This window comes from Pseudomonas sp. WS 5503 (genome assembly GCF_012985385.1).
Lineage (GTDB): Bacteria > Pseudomonadota > Gammaproteobacteria > Pseudomonadales > Pseudomonadaceae > Aquipseudomonas > Aquipseudomonas paracarnis.
Window position 1 is genome coordinate 162,731 of the sequence record NZ_JAAQWI010000005.1, and the last position, 20,148, is coordinate 182,878.

Here is a 20,148-nt window from a genome sequence, read left to right on the forward strand (position 1 = left end):
TCCTACAAAAAGCCTTAACTGATCGGCATTACGCCCCAGGCGAGATTTCCCTCTTTTAAACGCAAAGGCGCATCCGAAGATGCGCCTTTTTGACTGCGTACAACCTTATCGCGCTTTCACGCTGCAGCCTTACTCAGCCTTCGGCGTCTCGCGCAGGCGGATGTGCAGCTCGCGCAGTGCCTTGGCATCAACCACCCCCGGAGCCTGGGTCATGACGTCCGCAGCGCTCTGGGTTTTCGGGAAGGCGATCACTTCACGGATCGACTGGGCGCCGGTCATCAGCATCACCAGACGGTCCAGGCCGAACGCCAGGCCACCGTGCGGCGGCGCGCCGTATTTCAGGGCGTCGAGCAGGAAGCCGAATTTCTCTTCCTGTTCCGCTTCGTTGATGCCCAGCAGGCGGAAGACCGCTTGTTGCATCTCTTTGCGGTGGATACGGATCGAACCGCCACCCAGTTCAGTACCGTTCAACACCATGTCGTAGGCACGGGACAGCGCGCCTGCTGGGTTGGCTTCCAGCTCTTGCGGGGAGCACTTCGGTGCGGTGAACGGGTGGTGCAAGGCGCTGAAGCTGCCGTCGTCGTTCTCTTCGAACATCGGGAAGTCCACAACCCACATCGGCGCCCATTCGCAGGTCAGCAGGTTCAGGTCGTGACCGAGCTTGATACGCAGCGCGCCCAGGGCCTCGCTGACGATCTTGGCCTTGTCGGCACCGAAGAACACGATGTCGCCGTCAACCGCACCGACGCGATCGAGGATCGTGTTCAGGTTGGCTTCAGGGATGTTTTTCACGATCGGCGACTGCAGGCCGTCGACACCGTTGGCGCGCTCGTTGACCTTGATGTACGCCAGGCCCTTGGCACCGTAGATGCCGACGAACTTGGTGTAGTCGTCGATCTGCTTGCGCGGCATGCTCGCGCCGCCAGGCACACGCAGGGCGGCGATGCGGCATTTAGGATCGTTGGCCGGGCCGCTGAACACCTTGAAGTCGACGTCCTTGAGCTGGTCGGCCACGTCCACCAGCTCCAGCGGGTTACGCAGGTCTGGCTTGTCGGAACCGTAGCGGCGCATGGCTTCTTCGAAGGTCATGTGCGGGAATTCGCCGAACTCCAGGTCCAGGACTTCCTTGAACAGGTTGCGGATCATCTGCTCGGTCAGGCCCATGATCTCTTTTTCATCGAGGAAGCTGGTCTCGATGTCGATCTGGGTGAATTCCGGCTGGCGATCGGCACGCAGGTCTTCGTCACGGAAGCACTTGGCGATCTGGTAGTAGCGGTCGAAACCAGCCACCATCAGCAGTTGCTTGAACAGCTGCGGCGATTGCGGCAAGGCGAAGAAGCTGCCGGCATGGGTACGGCTCGGTACCAGGTAGTCGCGCGCGCCTTCCGGGGTGGCCCGGGTGAGGATCGGGGTTTCGACGTCGAGGAAGCCGTTTTCATCCAGGAAGCGGCGGATGCTGGTGGTCATGCGCGAGCGCAGGCGCAGCTTCTCGGCCATTTCCGGACGACGCAGGTCCAGGAAACGGTAGCGCAGGCGAGTTTCTTCGCCCACGTCGGAGTATTCGTTGAGCGGGAACGGCGGGGTTTCCGACTCGTTCAGCACTTCCAGCTCATAGCCCAGCACTTCGATGCCGCCGGACGCCATGTTCTTGTTCACGGCACCGGCCGGACGCAGGCGTACCTTGCCGGTGATCTTCACTACGTATTCGCTGCGCACGCGGTCGGCGGCGGCGAAGCTTTCGGCGCGGTCCGGGTCGAACACTACCTGGGCCAGACCATCACGGTCACGGATATCGAGGAAGATTACCCCGCCGTGGTCGCGGCGACGGTGAACCCATCCGCAAAGGGTGATTTCCTGACCTTCCAGGGTCTCGTTCAGTTGGCCGCAATAGTGGCTGCGCATCATGGTCGTGGTTTCACTTCTCGTAATTCGAAATTCGGTGGCAGGCCCGCCTCGTCACCGCACATTAAAGCAGGGGACGGATAATGCAGGAGCCTGCGCGTAGAGTTCAACTCAGTCTGCTTTGTCGCCGCCGGCCAGGTTCTTCTTGGCACCGGTCTTGAAATCAGTCTCGTACCAGCCGCTGCCGCTCAGGCGGAAGCCCGGCATGGACAACATCTTCTTCAACTCAGGTGCCTGGCAGGCAGGGCAATCGACCAGCGGCGCGGCGCTGATCTTCTGAATGGCTTCCAACTGATGACCACAGGAAGCGCATTGATAGTCGTACATGGGCATGGAGATGTCTCGGCGATCAGATCGTTACAGCGCCACGCCCTGCCCTGTGCATAAAGCCCGGCATGCGCAGCAAAGCGCGGGATTATATCTGGTAAATCAATACAGCGCAGCCGGCTTTGTGCCCAGGACCCGGCCCGTCGGGCTGAAGGCCCGGCCATCGGACTACTGCGCGAGCGTATCCCCGGACGTAAGGGCGCCCCGACCTTTGAGGACGTGAACCACGCACACCACCCTCACCAGCCCACTGAAGTTTTTCACGCCTCCGTAACGCAAATGCACTTCCCGATCGACATAGGACAACAGCGCACTGACCGAACAGGTATTGAGCCTGGCGATTTCCGTCAGGATATTCCAATAGATCTGTTCAAGCCGCAGGCAGGTAGAAAACCCATTGAGCCTGACCGAACGGGACAGTGGCTTGGCCAGCCCCATATCAAAACCCTTGGTAAAAGGGTCGACCTTTATCTTGTGAAAACCACAGGCTTCCATCATTCCCTTACCCACTCCACGTGACATACACCTGACACTCCATTGCCAAACAGCAGCCAATGGGCTTCTCCCATTGGACGATGGCCTATAAAACAGCAGCCAGCGCAGAGCAGCCAGAAGACGGGGAGTTGTTAGTTGTAGGACAACGCCAGGAAGCGCAGGGAAACCAGCAGGCGGCGCCGAAAAGGCGCCGCCTGGGTTCGACAGTTACTGGTTTTCAAGCAGGGAGCGCAGCATCCACGCGGTTTTCTCATGAACCTGCATACGCTGGGTCAAGAGGTCCGCCGTCGGCTCATCACTGACTTTGTCGAGCAATGGGAAGATGCCTCGCGCGGTACGCGTGACTGCTTCCTGACCGGCCACCAACTGCTTGATCATCTCTTCGGCGCTCGGCACCCCCTCTTCTTCCTTGATGGAAGACAGGCGGGCGTAAATCGAATAGGCACCCGGCGCCGGGAAGCCCAGGGCACGGATACGCTCGGCGATGGAGTCCACTGCCAGCGCAAGCTCGTTGTACTGCTCTTCGAACATCAGATGCAGCGTACGAAACATGGGGCCTGTGACGTTCCAATGGAAATTGTGGGTCTTCAGATACAGAACATAGGTATCGGAGAGCAGGCGGGAAAGTCCGTCGACGATGGATTTACGGTCTTCTTCACTGATACCAATATCGATTGCCATGTGTTTCCCCTTCAATTGACGAGCATTCATTGATCAGGTGCAGTTCCACTCTAGCAAGAGAGTGCGCCACGTGCAGCCCGACACACTCGGGCTGCATGCGGCAAATCGCCCCGCACCGACTGCGGGATCTGACTTGGCAAGCCTATTTACCTGTAGGAAGGGTCTAGGCCACCACTGAAAAAACCCCGCACCTGTCTAGGACAAGCGTTTGACGCAGAAATGCCGTGGCCGTGGCAACACCCCGAAATGCTTGATTTGAGTAGGCACAGCCTTTGCTGTTAAATAGACGCGGTGTGGCTGCCGTTTATTCCTGCGGCACGTCACATAGGCTGATACCCGCGCACGTGCTCAACGCCTCCCATTGTTCAGAAGCGAACCGTGCCAGTCAGCTCTTCCTTGTGATCCGTCTTAACGTGAGTTAACCAAAATGTTGAAAATCGTCCACCTGCTAACGGGCGTTGCAGCCTTGCTGCTGTCCTTTATTCCGAGCCTGCAGCCTGAAAGCCTGCCCTACCTGGAACAACACGACGCCCTGTACCTGGCCTTGTTCGGCCTTCTTAACCTGACGCTCGCACCGGTAATCCCTTACTGGAACAAAGGCACGCGTCATCAACTGCAAAACCTGGTCAGTGCGCTGCTGGTGCTGACTGTTGTCGTACAAACCCTCACCCTCCTGGCGCCCATGCCTGAAGTCGGGGGCCATCCGGCCATCCTGCTCAGCCTGGTGATCGCTGTGGTCGCCATCGTTCTTCACCTGGCCATCAGCTTCTACCGCTCGTCTCCAGCGGCCGCGTCGCAAAACTATGACATGACCAACCGGGATACCGGGACCGTCAAGTGGTTCAACACCTCCAAGGGCTTCGGCTTCATTTCCCGCGACTCGGGCGACGATATCTTCGTCCACTTCCGAGCCATTCGTGGCGAAGGCCATCGCGTCCTGGTCGAAGGCCAGCGCGTAGAGTTCTCGGTGATGAACCGTGACAAGGGCCTGCAAGCCGAAGATGTCATCGCTGCCCTGCCGCGTCGCTGATCCCAGCCCTCGCAGCAAAAAAAACCGCGATCCAGCCTTGGCTGGGTCGCGGTTTTTTTATTGCTGCGCACTCAATAGTGTGGCGGCGGCGCTTCCTCTTCGGATGACTCGAACTGCCCGCCCATTTCTTCCTGGCGCTTGAGCAATGCAGTCATTTGCAATTGCAGACGTTCGACGGCCCGCTGCTGGGTGACCAGGATGTCGTTGAGGGTCTCAATGGTGTCGTCCTGGAAGGCCAGGCGGCTTTCCAGGTCGGTGACGCGTTCTTGCAGGTCCATGGTTCAGTCCTGGGTAAAGATGAAGTCGGCAGGCAATAGCTCGCGCAATCGGCTGCGAGTCGCGGCCACCTGCTCTTCGGTGTAGGGCCGGGCCGGGTGCTTGCCCCACACCGGGGCTGGCCAGGCGGCGTCGTCGCGCTTGCGCACAATCACATGCACATGCAACTGGCTGACCACGTTACCCAGCGCGCCGATGTTCATCTTGTCGGCCGCCAGCCCGTCGTTAAGCAGCCGCGCCAGGGCCGTCGTTTCTTGCCACAAGGTTTGTTGATCTGCGACATCCAGTTGAAACACTTCGCTGATACCTTCGATGCGCGGCACCAGGATGAACCAGGGGTAATTGGCGTCATTGGACAGCAGCAGGCGACAGAGCGGGAAGTCCCCAATGGCCAAGGTATCTTGTTGCAGGCGTTGATCTAAGGCGAACACGTGGCACTCCGTTCGGCAGGTCGGTAACAGGTGCCCAGCATACCTTCGAATGCCCAAGGCTTCACGGGCAATGCTGGCGGCCTTGAAGCAACCAGGCAAAAAAATGCACCCTTTAGAGGCAACAGCCCAGGTGAGCAACGCTAGGCCGGGCCTCAACGGGACGCACCAAAATGACCCACCTGTGCCTCAAAGGGATCCGCCGATTACCCACTGATAAGGGTCAACCGGTAACGTTTTACCCAGGTACAGGATTCAGGTACCACCGAACCGGGGTAACACCCTGGCGTCAAGCCCAACCGAAATGGCGTAAAACCCCCGTGCTTATGCGGTTTTTACAGGTTCATCACACTTTTCACGAAAAAATGACATTCGGTAAGTGGTTTGAGCACGCTTGTTGCATTCACCCCCATATCGTCGGCAACGACACCCGTTTGGACACAGGTGTTTCGCGATAAAAATAGTGGCGTTTCAATGTGTATCAGGGATGCGTTCAAACTTTGAAAGAAGTCTGAAAACAGCATTGAAGTTGTCAGCCTGGATACATTTCAGGCTGTGAATTTGCGACATGGATCTAGCGATTTACGACAGCCTCGTAAAGAAGCTGAAAGGATAATTGAGTAAGTATCGTCAATAGGGTCTGCGTGAGATAACTTTGCGCCGACACAAAAAGAAAGAGCCGCCCAGATAAAAATACAGGTGGGACGGCAGTACTCTTCCTAAAACCAAAGGAGCAAATCACGATGCGCGTGATGAAGTGGAGCATGATCGCCCTGGCTGTTTCAGCAGGCACCTCGCAGTTCGCAATGGCGTCCGCCCAGGACGATTCCAAGGGCTTTGTTGAAGACAGCACGTTCAGCATCAATACTCGCGCGCTGTACTTCAGCCGTGACTTCCGTAACAACCCGTCGGGCCCAGGCTCCAAGAGCCGTGCTGAAGAAACCGGCCTGGGCTTCAATGCCCTGTACGAATCGGGCTTCACCCAAGGCACCATTGGTGTCGGTGTCGACGTGATCGGCCTGATGGGCGTCAAGCTCGACAGCGGCAAGGGTCGCGCTGGCACCGGCCTGTTCCCAACCGGTTCCGACGGTCGCTCGCAAGATGACTATTCCAAAGGCGGCGGCGCGGTGAAGTTCCGCATCTCCAACACTGTGCTGAAAGTCGGTGACCAATACACCACAGCCCCAGTGTTTGCCTCCGACGACAGCCGCCTGCTGCCAGAGCTGCCGCAAGGTATCTCCATCACCAGCAACGAAATCAAGGGCCTGAAGCTTGAAGGCGGTCACTTCACTTCCAGCGTCGCGCAGAACCAGACCTACCACGACAGCCTGGGCCTGACCAAAACCGACTTCGTCGGCGGTGTGTATGCCTTCACTCCAGAAGTCACCGGCAGCCTGTACTACGCGAAAACCGAAGATTACTTCCGCAAGTACTACAGCAACCTGAACTGGACCCACGCCCTGAGCGATGATCAGTCGTTCGCCCTGGACTTCAACATCTACGACACCAAGAGCGACGGCGCCGGCCTGCAGCGCGCAGAGAAAGATGGCGTGACCAAGCTCGACAACCGCGCCTTCAGCTTGCAGGGCGCGTACACCATCGGTGCTCACACCTTCACCCTGGCAGCCCAGAAAGTCACCGGTGACGGCGACTACGGTTACGGCGTAGACGGCGGCGGCACTGTGTTCCTGGCCAACTCCATCGCCCGTTCCGACTTCAACGCCGAAGGCGAAAAGTCCTACCAGGCGCGTTATGACATCAACATGGCAACCTTCGGCATTCCGGGCCTGAGCTTCATGACCCGTTATGTAACCGGTAGCGGCGCCAATACGGGCACCACCTCGAATGGCAAAGAGTGGGAACGCGACATCGAAGCCAAGTACGTGATCCAGAGCGGCCCGGCAAAAGACCTGAGCCTGCGCCTGCGTCAAGCAACTTACCGTTCCGGTGATGGCGTGTACTACGGTTCGCCGTCGATCGACGAGCTGCGTCTGATCGCCAACTACCCGCTGAACATCTTGTAATTGCCGGTTCAATTACAACGATGACTTGAGGCTTCGGCCTTAAACAAAAAGCCGCTCCTCTGTTTAAACAGGGAGCGGCTTTTTTATTGCAGTTTTATTTCAACCAACAAAACAACTAGCAAGCTAAGTAACTAGTTTTTCAAAGCTGACCTTTCGGCCAACTTCGATAGCATCACGCCAAGTTACTTCGGCGCACTTTCCTGCATCACCCGAATAACCCGTTGCGGAAACGGAATATCAATCCCGGCCGCTTTCAAACGGTCACGCGCCAGTTCATTGAGCATAAACATCACGTCCCAATAATCCGGTGTGTTGGTCCAGCAACGCAGGGAGACGGTGATGGAACTGTCGCCCAAGGTCGACACCACCGCCACGGCGGCAGGGTCCTTCAGTACACGCGGGTCTTCAGCCAAAGCCAGCAGCACTTCACGGGCCTTCTGCAGGTCCGCCTCATAGTCCACACCCACGTCAAACACAACCTTGCGGGTCGGCTGGCGGTTGGTGTTGGTGATAAGGCCGTTGGACAGGCTGCCGTTGGGAATGATCACCGTCTTGTTGTCGCCGGTGCGCAGCACCGTGTGGAAGATCTGGATGCTGTCGACGGTACCCGAGGTACCCTGGGCTTCGATCCAGTCACCGATACGGAACGGGCGGAACAACAGAATCAACACGCCGCCGGCAAAGTTCGCCAGGCTGCCTTGCAAGGCCAGGCCGATTGCCAGGGTAGCGGCACCGATCGCCGCAACGAACGAGGTGGTGGCCACACCAATCATCGAGGCCACGTTGACCACCAGCATGACTTTGAGCGCGATGTTAGCAAGGCTGGTGATGAAGTGTTGCAGTGCCAAGTCAGCGTTACGCATGGCCAGCAGACGGCCCACGCGGTGAGTCAAGACGTTGATCAGCCACCAGCCGATGGCCAGGGTGACCAACGCCAGCAATACGCGGCTGCCGTATTCCATGATCATGGGGAGCCAAGACTGGGAGGTCTTGATCAGGTGATCCATTTCAGCGTTCAAATCCATCTACTTTCTCCTGTTGTGCGGCGATAAGGCTGTATTGACTGCCTGAAAACGCAATTGAGCCCCGAAGGGCTCAATTGTAGGCACTGATGCTGGGGCGTGGGACGCCAAAAGTGCCCACAGGTTCCCCAAAGTGCCATCAGTCGCGGAAGTTATTGAACTGCAGCGGCATGTCAAATGTCTTGGCGCGCAGGGCCGCAATGGCCTCTTGCAGGTCGTCACGCTTCTTGCCGGTGACACGAACCTGCTCGCCCTGGATGGCGGCCTGGACCTTGAGCTTGGCGTCCTTGATGTGCGCCACGATCTTCTTGGCCAGCTCTTTGTCGATGCCTTCCTTGAGCACGGCTTCCTGCTTCATCAGTTTGCCTGAGGCGTAGGCGTCCTTGACTTCCAGGCACTGCACGTCGATCTTGCGCTTGACCAGGGCCAGCTTGAGGATCTCGATCATCGCTTCCAGCTGGAAATCGGCTTCAGCGGTCAGGTTGACGGTCAGTTCCTTTTCCTTGAATTCGAAGCTGCCCTTGCCTTTCAAGTCATAGCGACGGTCCAGTTCCTTGACGGCGTTCTCGACGGCGTTGGTGACTTCGTGTTTGTCCAGTTCAGATACCACGTCGAACGAAGGCATGTGATTTCTCCAATATAAGGGGCGGGCTCAGTAGAGATGGAGCGCGCCCGAGCTAAAATGCCGGGGCATTATAGCGGTTCTTTCGCGCCGTTCACCGCTGGCGACCTTATGGAGTACACACTGATGTCGACCCCGTGGCATATTCTTGGCGCCGGCAGCCTGGGCACCCTCTGGGCCACGCGGCTGGCACGTGCGGGGGTGCCCGTCAGGCTGATCCTGCGCAATGAGGCGCGCCTGGCCGACTATCGAGCCGGCCAAGGGCTGACCCTGGTCGAGCAGGGTGTGGAACAGACTTACCCGGTAGTCGGTGAAACGCCTGGCAGCCCGGAGCCGATTCATCGCCTGCTGGTCGCGTGCAAAGCCTACGACGCTCAAAGCGCCATCGCACAGTTGCAGCATCGACTGGCGCCGGACGCCGAATTGATCCTGCTGCAAAACGGCCTCGGCAGCCAGGACGCCGTGGCTGCGCAATGGCCGTCGGCGCGCTGCATCTTTGCCTCCAGCACCGAGGGCGCATTTCGCGATGGCGATTGGCGGGTGGTATTTGCCGGCCATGGCTACACCTGGCTGGGGGACGCGAGCCATCCCACCCCGCCGCTGTGGCTGGATGATTTGCAAGCGGCAGGCATCCCCCATGAATGGGCCACCGATATCCTGACGCGCCTGTGGCGCAAGCTCGCGCTCAATTGCGCCATCAACCCACTGACCGTGTTGTACCACTGCCGCAACGGCGGTTTGAGCGCCCACCACTGCGAGGTCGCCACGCTCTGCGCCGAACTGGCCGAACTGCTGGAGCGCTGTGGCCAGCCTGCGGCTGCACAGGACTTGCACAGCGAAGTCGAGCGGGTGATCCAGGCCACCGCCGCCAACTATTCCTCCATGTACCAGGACGTCGCCAACGCCCGACGCACCGAGATCAGTTACCTGCTGGGCTACGCTTGCCAGGCCGCGGCCCGCCATCAGTTGGCAGCGCCGCACCTGCAACAGCTACACACGCGGTTGGTGGCGCATCTGCTTGCACGCGGATTGGCCAGCGACTGAGGCACGCGCTACCCTGCCTACCTGTCTATCACCTGGGAAACCCCTGATGCCATTGCGCCAGCGTCTTGAAAATCTACCGGTAGGGCAGAAACTGCTGGCGGCCCTGCTGGTGTTGTTGACCACCGTATTGCTGGTGGCCAACCTGACGTTTATCAGCGCCGCCTACTGGATCTCCCAGGAAAGCATGGCCCCCCAGGCCTTGCAGTCCATTGGTCGACTGGTGTCCAACCCCGCGCTTGCCGCCGAGGCTCTTGAGTCTCCGACCAAGGCCGAGGCGCTGCTCAATGAGCTGACCAGCTATTCACCGTTGCGCGCCGCCGCTTTGTACGATGGCGAAGGCAACCGCCTGGCGCAGATGCAGCACGGCGACCGCCTGCACCTGCCGGACGACTACCGGCATATCGAAGCGTGGCGCCTCACTGAATTTCGAAGTAACCAGGTCATCACCCTGCCCCGTGGTACTCAGCCTTCGGGGCATTTGTTGCTGGTGGCCAGCAGTGAGCTGCCGGTGGCGTTCTATACCGGCACGCTGACCGCCAGCCTGGGCATCCTGATTTTCAGTGTGTTGTTGTGGCTGGTCATCGCCCGGCAGATCAAACGCCTGATCACACGGCCAATTCATGAACTTGAAGAACTGTCCCGCCAGGTGACCCGCGAGGAGAACTACGCTTTACGCGCCGGGCGTGGCAACCGTGATGAAATCGGCAGCCTGGCCGAAGCGTTCAACACCATGTTGTCGCGCATCGAAGCCCGCGAGCAGCAACTCAAACGCGCGCGCGACGACTCCCAGGCCGCGTATGACCAGGCCCAGGGTTTGGCCGAAGAAACCCGGCATACCAACCGCAAGCTGGAACTGGAGGTCCAGGTACGCAGCAAGATCGAGAAAAAGCTCACGGGCTTCCAGAACTACCTGAACAGCATCATTGACTCGATGCCCTCGGCGCTGATCGCCCTGGACGAACAACTCTATGTCACCCAGTGGAACCAGGAAGCTACCGCCCTCTCCGGTACGCGTCTGGACGAAGCCCTGAACCAGCCGGTGTTCCTGGCCTTCCAGCCGCTCAAGCCGTACCTGCCACAGATCAAGGCCACCGTGGAGCAGCACACAGTGGAGCGGATAGAACGGGTCACCTGGATCAAGGACGACGAGCCCAAGCATTATGCGCTGACGTTCTACCCGTTGATGGGCGGCGCCGGGCGCGGTGTGGTGATCCGAATCGACGACATCACCCAGCGCCTGTCCCTGGAAGAAATGATGGTGCAATCGGAAAAAATGCTCTCCGTGGGCGGCCTGGCCGCAGGTATGGCCCATGAGATCAACAACCCGTTGGGCGCGATCCTGCATAACGTGCAGAACATTCGGCGGCGCCTGTCCCCCGAGCTGCCCAAGAACCTTGAACTTGCCGAACAGGTGGGCATCGAGCTGGAGACGGTCAACCGATACCTGCAAGGCCGCGAAGTCCCGCAACTGCTCGACGGCATTCAGCAGGCCGGGGCGCGTGCCGCGAAAATCGTTACCCACATGCTCAGCTTCAGCCGCCGCAGCAATCGCCAGATGGCGCCCTGTGATTTGCCAGCGCTGATCGACCAGGCCGTGGACATCGCCGGTAACGACTTTGACCTGACCATCGGTTTCGATTTCAAGGGCCAGGCGATCATCCGCCAGTTCGATCCGCAACTGGGCCCGGTGCCCGGCACCGCCAACGAGCTGGAGCAAGTGCTGCTCAACTTGCTGAAAAACGCTGCCCAGGCGATTCACCTGCGCGAGGACGACAGCGAGCCGGGGCGCATCATCCTGCGCACCCGCCTCAACCCGAAGTGGGCGGAAATCCAGGTGGAAGACAACGGCATCGGCATGAGCGAAAACGTGCGCAAACGCACGTTCGAACCGTTCTTTACCACCAAGGAAATCGGCCAAGGTACCGGGCTTGGGCTGTCAGTGTCGTATTTCATCATCACCAACAACCACAAGGGCCAGATGGAGGTGCATTCCACCCTGGGCCAGGGCACCTGCTTTACCTTGCGCCTGCCTTTGGCCGGCAGCCAATTGCCCCCCACTGAACTTACCCAACTGGAGCACTGACCATGGGCTTTCGCCTGTCGAAGATCTACACCCGTACCGGCGACAAAGGCGAAACCGGCCTCGGCGACGGCCGCCGCGTGCCCAAGGACCATCCACGCGTGGAAGCGATTGGCGAGGTGGATACCCTGAACAGCCAACTGGGCCTGCTGCTGGCCAACCTTGAAGAACAAAGCGGCAAGCACCCGGCGTTGAAGGACGTGATTGAAGTGCTCACGCCTTGCCAGCACCGTCTGTTTGACTTGGGCGGTGAACTGGCAATGCCGGTATACAAGGCGCTGAATGCGGCGGAAGTGGATCGGCTGGAAGCAGCGATTGATCGCTGGAACGAGGAAGTCGGGCCGCTTGAGAATTTCATCCTGCCCGGCGGCTCAGCCTTGATTGCCCAGGCCCATGTGTGCCGCAGCCTGGCGCGCAGCGCCGAGCGCCGCTGTCAGCACTTGAATGCGGTGGAGCCACTGGAGGGTGTGGGGTTGGCGTACATCAATCGGTTGTCGGATTTGCTGTTTGTGGCGGCCAGGGTGATTGCCAAGCGCCAAGGCGTTGCGGAAGTGTTGTGGCAGGCGGCAGCCAAGCCACACTGACCTGATCGTTCCCACGCTCTGCGTGGGAATGTATCAAGGGACGCTCCGCGTCCAAAACGTGACGCAGAGCGTCACAGGAGGCATTCCCACGCAGAGCGTGGGAATGATCATCACACCTGCGGCCAGAACGCTCGAATACCTGCCACACCTTGCGCACCAGCCTCCCAGGCCTGCTCCCGCTGCGCCGGCCCAACCCCGCCCAACAGAAACACCGGCTTGCTGAACCCGGCGATCAACTGCTGCGCCTGCTCCCACCCCAACGGCAGGGCATCCGGATGGGTCTGGGTCGGCTGGACGGGCGACAGGGTGACGAAATCCACGTCCATCATTTCTGCCAGTGCCAGCTCTTCCGCGTTGTGGCACGAAGCCGCCAGCCAACGGTCTTTGGGCAGTGGGCGGCCCTTACTGGCGTATTTGCGCAACTGCGCCGAGGTCATGTGCCAGCCGGCAGCTGGGAAATCCCCCAGCCACTCGAACGGCCCCTTGAGCATCAATTGCGCCTTGCCGGCACACAGGCCCACCGCATCTACCGCCAGGTCACGGTATTTGGGGTCATAGCCGTTGGGCGCACGCAGTTGAACCAGCTTGATGCCACCAGCAATAGCCTTTTGGATACCGCGCAACAGCGTCGGGGTCTCCAGCTCGCCAGGGGTGATCAGGTACTCGGCGGGCAAGCGTGCCGCGGCGACAATCGGCGCATTCGCCGCCGGGAATTCATAGTTGACCAGGTCCCGCGGTGCCACCCACGCCCACGGCTGCCCTTCAGCGCCATGGGGCTCGCCGGTAAAGGCCGAGACTTCCCAGACATCCAGCAATACCTGCTTGTCCGGATAGTCATGTTGCACCTTGATCAGCGGCCGCGCCGTGGTGACCTGGATGCCCAGCTCTTCCTGCAATTCACGGGACAAAGCCGTGGCAACCGACTCATCAGCCTCCACCTTGCCGCCGGGAAACTCCCAGAGCCCGCCTTGATGCTGAGTATCGGCACGGCGCGCCAGCAGGATCCTGCCATCGACACCGCGGATCACCGCTGCTGCTACATGCACTCGTTTCACGCCACTGCTTCCTCTCGTCCTAGCCCTTTGTAGGAGCGAGCTTGCTCGCGAAGAACGTCAACGATAACGCGTGCATCCAGGATAACCGCGATGGCATTGAGTTTTTCGCGAGCAAGCTCGCTCCTACAGGGGGAGGGTCATTTTCAGGTACGGTATTCCGCGTTGATCTTCACGTACTCGTGGGACAGGTCGGTGGTCCAGATGGTTTCGCTGCAGTCACCACGACCCAGTTCGATACGGATGGTGATTTCTTCCTGCTGCATCACCGCCGAGCCCTGGGCTTCGGTGTAGGTTTCGGCGCGGGCGCCACGGCTGGCGATGCACACGTCACCCAGGAACACGTCGATCTTGCTCACGTCCAGGTCCGGCACGCCAGCACGGCCGACAGCCGCGAGGATACGGCCCCAGTTCGGGTCCGAAGCAAACAGCGCGGTCTTGATCAGCGGCGAGTGCGCCACGGTGTAGCCCACATCCAGGCATTCCTGATGGTTGCCGCCACCGTTGACTTCAACAGTGACGAACTTGGTCGCGCCCTCGCCGTCACGCACGATGGCCTGGGCCACGTCCATGCACACTTCAAACACTGCCTGTTTCAACGCCGCGAACAATGGACCTTCGGTGGAAGTGATTTCCGGCAGGTTGGCCTGGCCGGTGGCGATCAGCATGCAGCAGTCGTTGGTGGAGGTATCACCGTCGATGGTGATGCGGTTGAACGACTTGTTGGCGCCGTCCAGCATCAGGCGTTGCAGCACATCACGGGAGACTTTGGCGTCGGTGGCGATATAACCGAGCATGGTGGCCATGTTCGGACGGATCATGCCTGCGCCCTTGCTGATACCGGTGACGGTGATAGTCACGCCCTCATGCACGAACTGACGGCTCGCTCCTTTTGGCAAGGTATCGGTGGTCATGATGCCGGTAGCGGCAGCCGCCCAGTTATCCGCAGACAGGTCATCGAGCGCGGCTTGCAGGGCACCTTCGATTTTTTCCACCGGCAGCGGCTCACCGATCACACCGGTGGAGTACGGCAGCACCTGGCTGGCATCGACGCCGGTCAACTGGGCCAGCTTGGCGCAGGTGCGCGCCGCCGCGACAAGGCCCGGCTCTCCGGTGCCGGCGTTGGCATTGCCGGTATTGGTCAGCAGGTAGCGAATCGACCCGGCCACTCGTTGCTTGGCCAGAATCACCGGCGCAGCGCAGAAGGCATTGAGGGTGAACACGCCCGCCACGGTCGAGCCTTCCGCACAACGCATCACCACCACATCCTTGCGCCCCGGGCGCTTGATGCCCGCCGAAGCGATACCGAGTTCAAAACCGGCAACCGGGTGCAACGTGGGCAAAGGACCAAGACCAACAGCCATGAATGCGCTCCTCAAAAATAGGTGATGTCTGTGCCGTCGCTATCGACGGTGGGAATTAATGGCAAAACGCCGCGACGGCAAAGGCCGGTCGCGGCGCGGGGTGTTGCAGCGTCAGGCGAAAATCTTATTCGATCTGGCCGTGGCAGTGTTTGAATTTCTTGCCCGAACCGCAGTAGCACAGCTCGTTGCGGCCCAGCTTCTGGTCATTGCGAACCGGGGTCTGGGCCAGGGCCACATCGACCTCTTCACCCAATGCTTCAGGCTCATCCAGGCCCGGCGCTTCGTCATGCTGGAACTGCATGCGCGCCGCCAGTGCTTCGGCTTCCTGACGCAGGCGTGCTTCTTCCTCGATCGGGTCTTCGCGACGCACCTGAACGTGGGACAGCACGCGGATCGAATCGCGCTTGATCGAATCCAGCAATTCGGAGAACAGCGTGAACGACTCGCGCTTGTACTCCTGCTTCGGGTTCTTCTGGGCGTAGCCACGCAGGTGGATACCGTGACGCAGGTGGTCCATGGTCGACAGGTGGTCTTTCCACAGGTCATCCAGCACGCGCAATACGATCTGTTTCTCGAAGGTGCGCAGAGCTTCGGCACTCGCCTGCTCTTCTTTCTCGTTGTACGCCGCCAGCAACTCGGCCATCAGTTTTTCGCGCAGGGTTTCTTCATACAGGTGGTCGTCTTCGTCCAGCCATTGCTGAACCGGCAAGTCCACACCGAAGTCGCTCTTCAATGCCGCTTCCAGGCCGGCAACATCCCACTGCTCAGGCAGCGACTGTGGCGGAATATGGGCGCTGACAGTGGCGTTGAGCACGTCCTGACGGAAATCAGCGATGGTCTCGCCAATGTTGTCGGCGGCCAGCAACGTGTTACGCATGTGATAGATCACTTTACGCTGTTCGTTGTTGACGTCGTCGAACTCGAGCAGTTGCTTGCGAATATCGAAGTTGCGGCCTTCTACTTTGCGCTGGGCCTTCTCGATGGCGTTGGTCACCATGCGGTGCTCGATCGCTTCACCGGACTGCATGCCCAGGGCTTTCATGAAGTTCTTCACCCGGTCCGATGCGAAGATACGCATCAGGCTGTCTTCCAACGACAGGTAGAAACGGCTGGAACCGGCATCACCCTGGCGGCCGGCACGGCCACGCAGCTGGTTGTCGATACGACGCGATTCGTGACGCTCGGACGCGATCACCTGCAAGCCACCGGATTCCAGCACAGCCTGGTGACGCTTCTGCCAGTCGGCCTTGATCTGGGCGATCTGCTCAGGCGTTGGGTTGTCGAGCGAGGCCACTTCCACTTCCCAGTTGCCGCCCAACAGGATGTCGGTACCACGACCGGCCATGTTGGTGGCGATGGTCAATGCGCCTGGGCGACCGGCCTGGGCAATGATCTCGGCTTCTTTTTCGTGGAACTTGGCGTTCAGTACCTTGTGCTCGATGCCTTCCTTGTTGAGCAGGTTGGACACGTGCTCGGAGGTCTCGATGGTGGCGGTACCCACCAGGATCGGACGGCCCTTGGCCATGCCGTCCTTGATGTCGTTGATGATCGCCGCGTATTTCTCTTCGGCGGTCAGGAACACCAGGTCGTTGTAGTCTTTACGCGCCAACGGTTTGTTCGGCGGAATGACCATCACGGCCAGGTTGTAGATCTGGTGGAATTCGAACGCTTCGGTGTCGGCCGTACCGGTCATGCCGGACAGCTTGTTGTACAGACGGAAGTAGTTCTGGAAGGTGGTGGACGCCAACGTCTGGCTTTCGGCCTGGATGTTGAGGTGTTCCTTGGCTTCGATGGCCTGGTGCAGGCCTTCGGACAGACGACGACCGGGCATGGTACGACCGGTGTGCTCGTCAACCAGTACCACCTGGCCGTCCTGCACGATGTATTCGACGTTGCGATGGAACAGCTTGTGGGCGCGCAGGCCAGCGTACACGTGGGTCAACAGGCCCAGGTTGTGCGCCGAGTACAGGCTTTCGCCTTCGGCCAGTTCGCCGATCTGGGTCAGCATTTCTTCGACAAACTGGTGACCGGCTTCGTTGAGTTCGACCTGGCGGGTCTTCTCGTCGATGGTGAAGTGACCTTCTTTGGTCACCACGCCTTCCACTTCCTCGATGTGCTGCTCAAGACGCGGGATCAACTTGTTGATCTCGGTGTACAGGCGCGAGCTGTCTTCGGCCTGGCCGGAGATGATCAGCGGGGTACGGGCTTCGTCGATGAGGATGGAGTCGACTTCGTCGATCACGGCAAAGTTGAGTTCACGCTGGAATTTTTCATCCATGCTGAACGCCATGTTGTCGCGCAGGTAATCGAAACCGAATTCGTTGTTGGTACCGTAGGTGATGTCGCAGGCGTACGCGGCGCGCTTCTCTTCCGGCGGCTGGAACGGCGTTACCACGCCGACGGTCAGGCCGAGGAATTCATACAACGGGCGCATCCAGTTGGCGTCCCGGCGAGCCAGGTAGTCGTTCACCGTCACAACGTGCACGCCCTTGCCGGACAGTGCGTTGAGGTAAACGCCCAGGGTTGCCACCAGGGTCTTGCCTTCACCGGTGCGCATTTCGGCAATCATGCCTTCATGCAAGGTCATGCCGCCGATCAACTGGACGTCGAAGTGGCGCATGCCCATGACGCGCTTACCGGCTTCACGGGCAACCGCGAAGGCTTCGGGCAGCAGCTTGTCGAGGGTTTCACCTTTGGCTATGCGGGCCTTGAACTCTTGGGTCTTGGCGCGCAATTGCTCGTCCGACAGAGCAACCATCTGCTCTTCGAAGGCATTGACCAGCTGCACCGTCTTGAGCATGCGTTTGACTTCGCGCTCATTCTTGCTTCCAAAAAGTTTCTTTAACAAAGGCGCAAACATATCGGCAGGTTCTTCCACACATAGGGATGGAGGGCGCACCGTGAGTGGCCCGAGCAGCCCTCACGGCCGCATTGCGAACGCGCATTCTACCCGGAATCGTGGGTGAGGAAAGTGGCGTTGTTCCCTGAGACAGGCACGGCATAGTGAGAGGGCATGTTTAAAATAAGGGCTTTTGCTGGAACTTCAACCCACTAGGCGCAGAAGTTACTTATTGATTTGACGGAGAAAGCCCTGCCGACGCAGAGCCTCGGGGCATACAGGCGCTTTCTGCTAAGATAGCCGCTCTGTTACCTAAGGTGTCTAGACATGGCATTTCGCCCTCTCACAGCCCGCGCCCCCGGCGCGTTGCTCCGCGAAGCCAAACCGCTGAAAGCTATCTTCGGCCAGGCGCAACGCTTGGGCCATCTGCAACGCCTGCTGGAAAGCCAACTGCAGCCGGCCGCCCGGGAACATTGTCACGTCGCCTCCTGGCGTGAAGGCAACCTGCTATTAATTGTCACCGATGGGCATTGGGCCACCCGCTTGCGCTACCAACAGAAGCGCTTGCAGCGCCAGTTGATGGCGTTCGACGAATTTGCCAATTTGACGCGCATTCAGTTCAAGGTACAGCCACCCACCGTGCCGCAAGGCGCAGTGGGGCATACCATGGACCTGTCGGAAACGGCCGCCGAAACCCTTCAGGCCACTGCTGAAGGGATCAACGACCCGGGCTTGCGCGCTGCCCTGGAACGGCTGGCCGCCCATGCCCGGCCCAAAGCCTGAAGCGCTATTTGCGTTTGCTGCCGCCCAGCAACGAACCCAGCAACCCCCGCACCAACTGGCGCCCCATCTGATTGGCGGCCTGCTGCATGGCTGATTTCAACGCCTTGCCCGCCGTGGTCCCCAGGAATGCACCCGCCTTGTCGGTGAAGCTCGGCTCTTCGGTGGCCGGCGCGGCCTCCTCGGCAGCTCCCAGTTCCTTGCGAGCCATCAGCACTTCATAGGCAGACTCACGATCTACCGGCTTGTCGTAGCGCCCCAAGAGTGGCGAACTGGCGACCAACGCCGCACGTTCTGCTTCGCTGAGCGGCCCGATCCGCGATTGCGGGGGAGCAACCAGTACGCGCTGGACGACTTCAGGTGTGCCCTTTTCCTGCAAGGTTCCCACCAATGCCTCACCGGTGCCCAATTCTGTAAGCACCGACAAAGTATCGAACGTCGGGTTGGGCCGAAAACCGTCCGCCACCGCTCGCAGGGATTTCTGCTCTTTGGCGGTGAATGCGCGCAAACCGTGCTGGATGCGCAGGCCCAGTTGCGCCAGCACCGTATCCGGCAGGTCGCTCGGCGACTGGGTGACGAAGTACACGCCAACCCCTTTGGAACGGATCAGGCGCACCACTTGCTCCAGACGCTCCTGCAAGGCTTTTGGCGTATCGGCGAACAACAAGTGCGCTTCATCGAAAAACAACGCCAGCAACGGTTTGTCGGCATCGCCGCGTTCCGGCAATTGTTCAAACAACTCTGCCAGCAGCCACAATAGGAAGGTCGCGTAGACCTTCGGCGCTTCATGCACCAAGCGGCTGGCGTCCAGCAGGTGGATGCGCCCACGCCCATCACTGGCGGGCTGCAAAATATCCTCCAGTTGCAGGGCCGGCTCGCCAAACAGGGCTTCGGCGCCCTGCTGCTCCAGCACTGCCAAACGCCGCAACAAGGCCTGGCTGGAACCGGTGGTCATCAAGGCGGCGTCTTCGCCCAGCAGTTCCGGGTGATAGCGCAGGTGATTGAGCAGTGCCTTGAGGTCCTTGAGGTCCAGCAGCAACAGGCCTTCGCGGTCGGCCACTTTGAACGCCGCATAGAGCGCCGACTGCTGGCTGTCGGTGAGTTCCAATAGGCTGCCGAGCAAGAGCGGGCCCATTTCACTGATGGTGGTGCGCAACGGATGACCGGATTGGCCGTGGATATCCCACAGGGTGACCGGGTACGCCTGGGCCGTGTAATCAAGGAAGGGCATACCGGCGATGCGCTCGGCCACTTTGCCCTGGGGGTTGGCGGCGGCGCCCAGGCCGCAGAGGTCGCCTTTGATGTCGGCGGCGAACACCGCCACGCCCGCATCACTGAAGGCTTCCGCCAGGCGCTGCAAGGTGACGGTCTTGCCGGTGCCGGTGGCGCCGGCGATCAACCCATGACGGTTGGCCAGGCGCATGGACTGGGCGATGGGCTGGCCGTCAAGGCCTGCACCGATAAGCAGTTGTGTGGAGTCAGGCATTTCGTCACCTATGGTTAATCTTTAGTGCCGCGAGGTCGATATAGACGGATGTAAGCCCGACAAAGACTAAAAAACGGTCAGATAATTCCGATACGGACCAACGGAGCTATCA

General features: G+C 59.8%; 18 protein-coding genes. 6 read left to right on the top strand and 12 right to left on the bottom strand.

Annotated features, from left to right (window positions below; translation table 11 throughout):
• Positions 1 to 129: 129 nt before the first annotated feature.
• From aspS to HBO10_RS14985, 4 genes are all read right to left on the bottom strand, one after another.
• Entirely contained in the window at positions 130 to 1,905 is a 1,776-nt protein-coding gene (gene aspS, locus HBO10_RS14970) for an aspartate--tRNA ligase (protein WP_005790914.1), read from the bottom strand.
• A gap of 108 nt (positions 1,906 to 2,013) precedes the next feature.
• Positions 2,014 to 2,235: a zinc ribbon domain-containing protein gene (locus tag HBO10_RS14975; protein WP_003193872.1), complete on the bottom strand. Its 222-nt coding sequence runs from the start codon at positions 2,233 to 2,235 to the stop codon at positions 2,014 to 2,016.
• A gap of 162 nt (positions 2,236 to 2,397) precedes the next feature.
• On the bottom strand, positions 2,398 to 2,751 hold the full coding sequence (locus HBO10_RS14980) for a ribbon-helix-helix domain-containing protein (RefSeq protein WP_034128584.1): 354 nt from the start codon (positions 2,749 to 2,751) through the stop codon (positions 2,398 to 2,400).
• Between the two features lie 180 nt (positions 2,752 to 2,931).
• Entirely contained in the window at positions 2,932 to 3,405 is a 474-nt protein-coding gene (locus HBO10_RS14985; RefSeq protein WP_003193874.1) for a Dps family protein, read from the bottom strand.
• A 427-nt stretch (positions 3,406 to 3,832) separates the two neighbouring features.
• Here HBO10_RS14985 and HBO10_RS31630 point away from each other — a divergent pair, with 427 nt between their 5' ends.
• A complete protein-coding gene (locus HBO10_RS31630) occupies positions 3,833 to 4,435 on the top strand; it encodes a cold-shock protein (RefSeq protein WP_003193875.1) in 603 nt (200 codons plus the stop codon).
• 71 nt (positions 4,436 to 4,506) lie between these two features.
• Here HBO10_RS31630 and HBO10_RS14995 read toward each other — a convergent pair whose 3' ends face one another.
• Both HBO10_RS14995 and HBO10_RS15000 read right to left on the bottom strand, forming a co-directional pair.
• Entirely contained in the window at positions 4,507 to 4,713 is a 207-nt protein-coding gene (locus tag HBO10_RS14995; protein ID WP_005790924.1) for a SlyX family protein, read from the bottom strand.
• Between the two features lie 3 nt (positions 4,714 to 4,716).
• Positions 4,717 to 5,142 (bottom strand): HIT domain-containing protein, encoded by a 426-nt coding sequence (locus tag HBO10_RS15000; RefSeq protein WP_034128585.1) that lies wholly within the window; start codon positions 5,140 to 5,142, stop codon positions 4,717 to 4,719.
• A 740-nt stretch (positions 5,143 to 5,882) separates the two neighbouring features.
• Between HBO10_RS15000 and HBO10_RS15005 the strand changes: the two genes are divergently transcribed.
• Positions 5,883 to 7,163, top strand: a complete 1,281-nt coding sequence (locus HBO10_RS15005) for an OprD family porin (protein ID WP_034128586.1) — start codon at positions 5,883 to 5,885, stop codon at positions 7,161 to 7,163.
• A gap of 182 nt (positions 7,164 to 7,345) precedes the next feature.
• Here the strand turns inward: HBO10_RS15005 and HBO10_RS15010 are convergent, their stop codons facing one another.
• Both HBO10_RS15010 and HBO10_RS15015 read right to left on the bottom strand, forming a co-directional pair.
• Positions 7,346 to 8,188: a mechanosensitive ion channel family protein gene (locus HBO10_RS15010; RefSeq protein WP_014719720.1), complete on the bottom strand. Its 843-nt coding sequence runs from the start codon at positions 8,186 to 8,188 to the stop codon at positions 7,346 to 7,348.
• A gap of 136 nt (positions 8,189 to 8,324) precedes the next feature.
• Positions 8,325 to 8,810 carry a YajQ family cyclic di-GMP-binding protein gene (locus HBO10_RS15015; protein WP_003193880.1) on the bottom strand — a complete coding sequence of 162 codons (486 nt, stop codon included), beginning with the start codon at positions 8,808 to 8,810 and terminating at the stop codon, positions 8,325 to 8,327.
• A 123-nt stretch (positions 8,811 to 8,933) separates the two neighbouring features.
• Here HBO10_RS15015 and HBO10_RS15020 point away from each other — a divergent pair, with 123 nt between their 5' ends.
• From HBO10_RS15020 to HBO10_RS15030, 3 genes are read left to right on the top strand one after another with little or no spacing between them, the layout of a single operon-like run.
• On the top strand, positions 8,934 to 9,851 hold the full coding sequence (locus tag HBO10_RS15020; protein ID WP_034128587.1) for a putative 2-dehydropantoate 2-reductase: 918 nt from the start codon (positions 8,934 to 8,936) through the stop codon (positions 9,849 to 9,851).
• Between the two features lie 46 nt (positions 9,852 to 9,897).
• A complete protein-coding gene (locus tag HBO10_RS15025) occupies positions 9,898 to 11,934 on the top strand; it encodes a HAMP domain-containing sensor histidine kinase (RefSeq protein ID WP_169922019.1) in 2,037 nt (678 codons plus the stop codon).
• 2 nt (positions 11,935 to 11,936) lie between these two features.
• The gene (locus HBO10_RS15030) at positions 11,937 to 12,515 is read left to right on the top strand and encodes a cob(I)yrinic acid a,c-diamide adenosyltransferase (RefSeq protein WP_032895497.1); all 579 of its coding nucleotides are present in this window, start codon (positions 11,937 to 11,939) and stop codon (positions 12,513 to 12,515) included.
• Between the two features lie 110 nt (positions 12,516 to 12,625).
• Here the strand turns inward: HBO10_RS15030 and HBO10_RS15035 are convergent, their stop codons facing one another.
• The 3 genes from HBO10_RS15035 to secA form a co-directional block, all read right to left on the bottom strand.
• A complete protein-coding gene (locus HBO10_RS15035; RefSeq protein WP_034128589.1) occupies positions 12,626 to 13,570 on the bottom strand; it encodes a Nudix family hydrolase in 945 nt (314 codons plus the stop codon).
• 143 nt (positions 13,571 to 13,713) lie between these two features.
• On the bottom strand, positions 13,714 to 14,931 hold the full coding sequence (gene argJ, locus HBO10_RS15040) for a bifunctional glutamate N-acetyltransferase/amino-acid acetyltransferase ArgJ (protein ID WP_034128590.1): 1,218 nt from the start codon (positions 14,929 to 14,931) through the stop codon (positions 13,714 to 13,716).
• 124 nt (positions 14,932 to 15,055) lie between these two features.
• Positions 15,056 to 17,791, bottom strand: a complete 2,736-nt coding sequence (secA, locus tag HBO10_RS15045; protein ID WP_014719726.1) for a preprotein translocase subunit SecA — start codon at positions 17,789 to 17,791, stop codon at positions 15,056 to 15,058.
• Between the two features lie 306 nt (positions 17,792 to 18,097).
• Here secA and HBO10_RS15055 point away from each other — a divergent pair, with 306 nt between their 5' ends.
• Positions 18,098 to 18,553 (top strand): DciA family protein, encoded by a 456-nt coding sequence (locus HBO10_RS15055; protein ID WP_034128591.1) that lies wholly within the window; start codon positions 18,098 to 18,100, stop codon positions 18,551 to 18,553.
• Between the two features lie 4 nt (positions 18,554 to 18,557).
• Here HBO10_RS15055 and HBO10_RS15060 read toward each other — a convergent pair whose 3' ends face one another.
• Positions 18,558 to 20,036 (bottom strand): helicase HerA-like domain-containing protein, encoded by a 1,479-nt coding sequence (locus HBO10_RS15060; protein ID WP_034128592.1) that lies wholly within the window; start codon positions 20,034 to 20,036, stop codon positions 18,558 to 18,560.
• Positions 20,037 to 20,148: the final 112 nt, after the last annotated feature.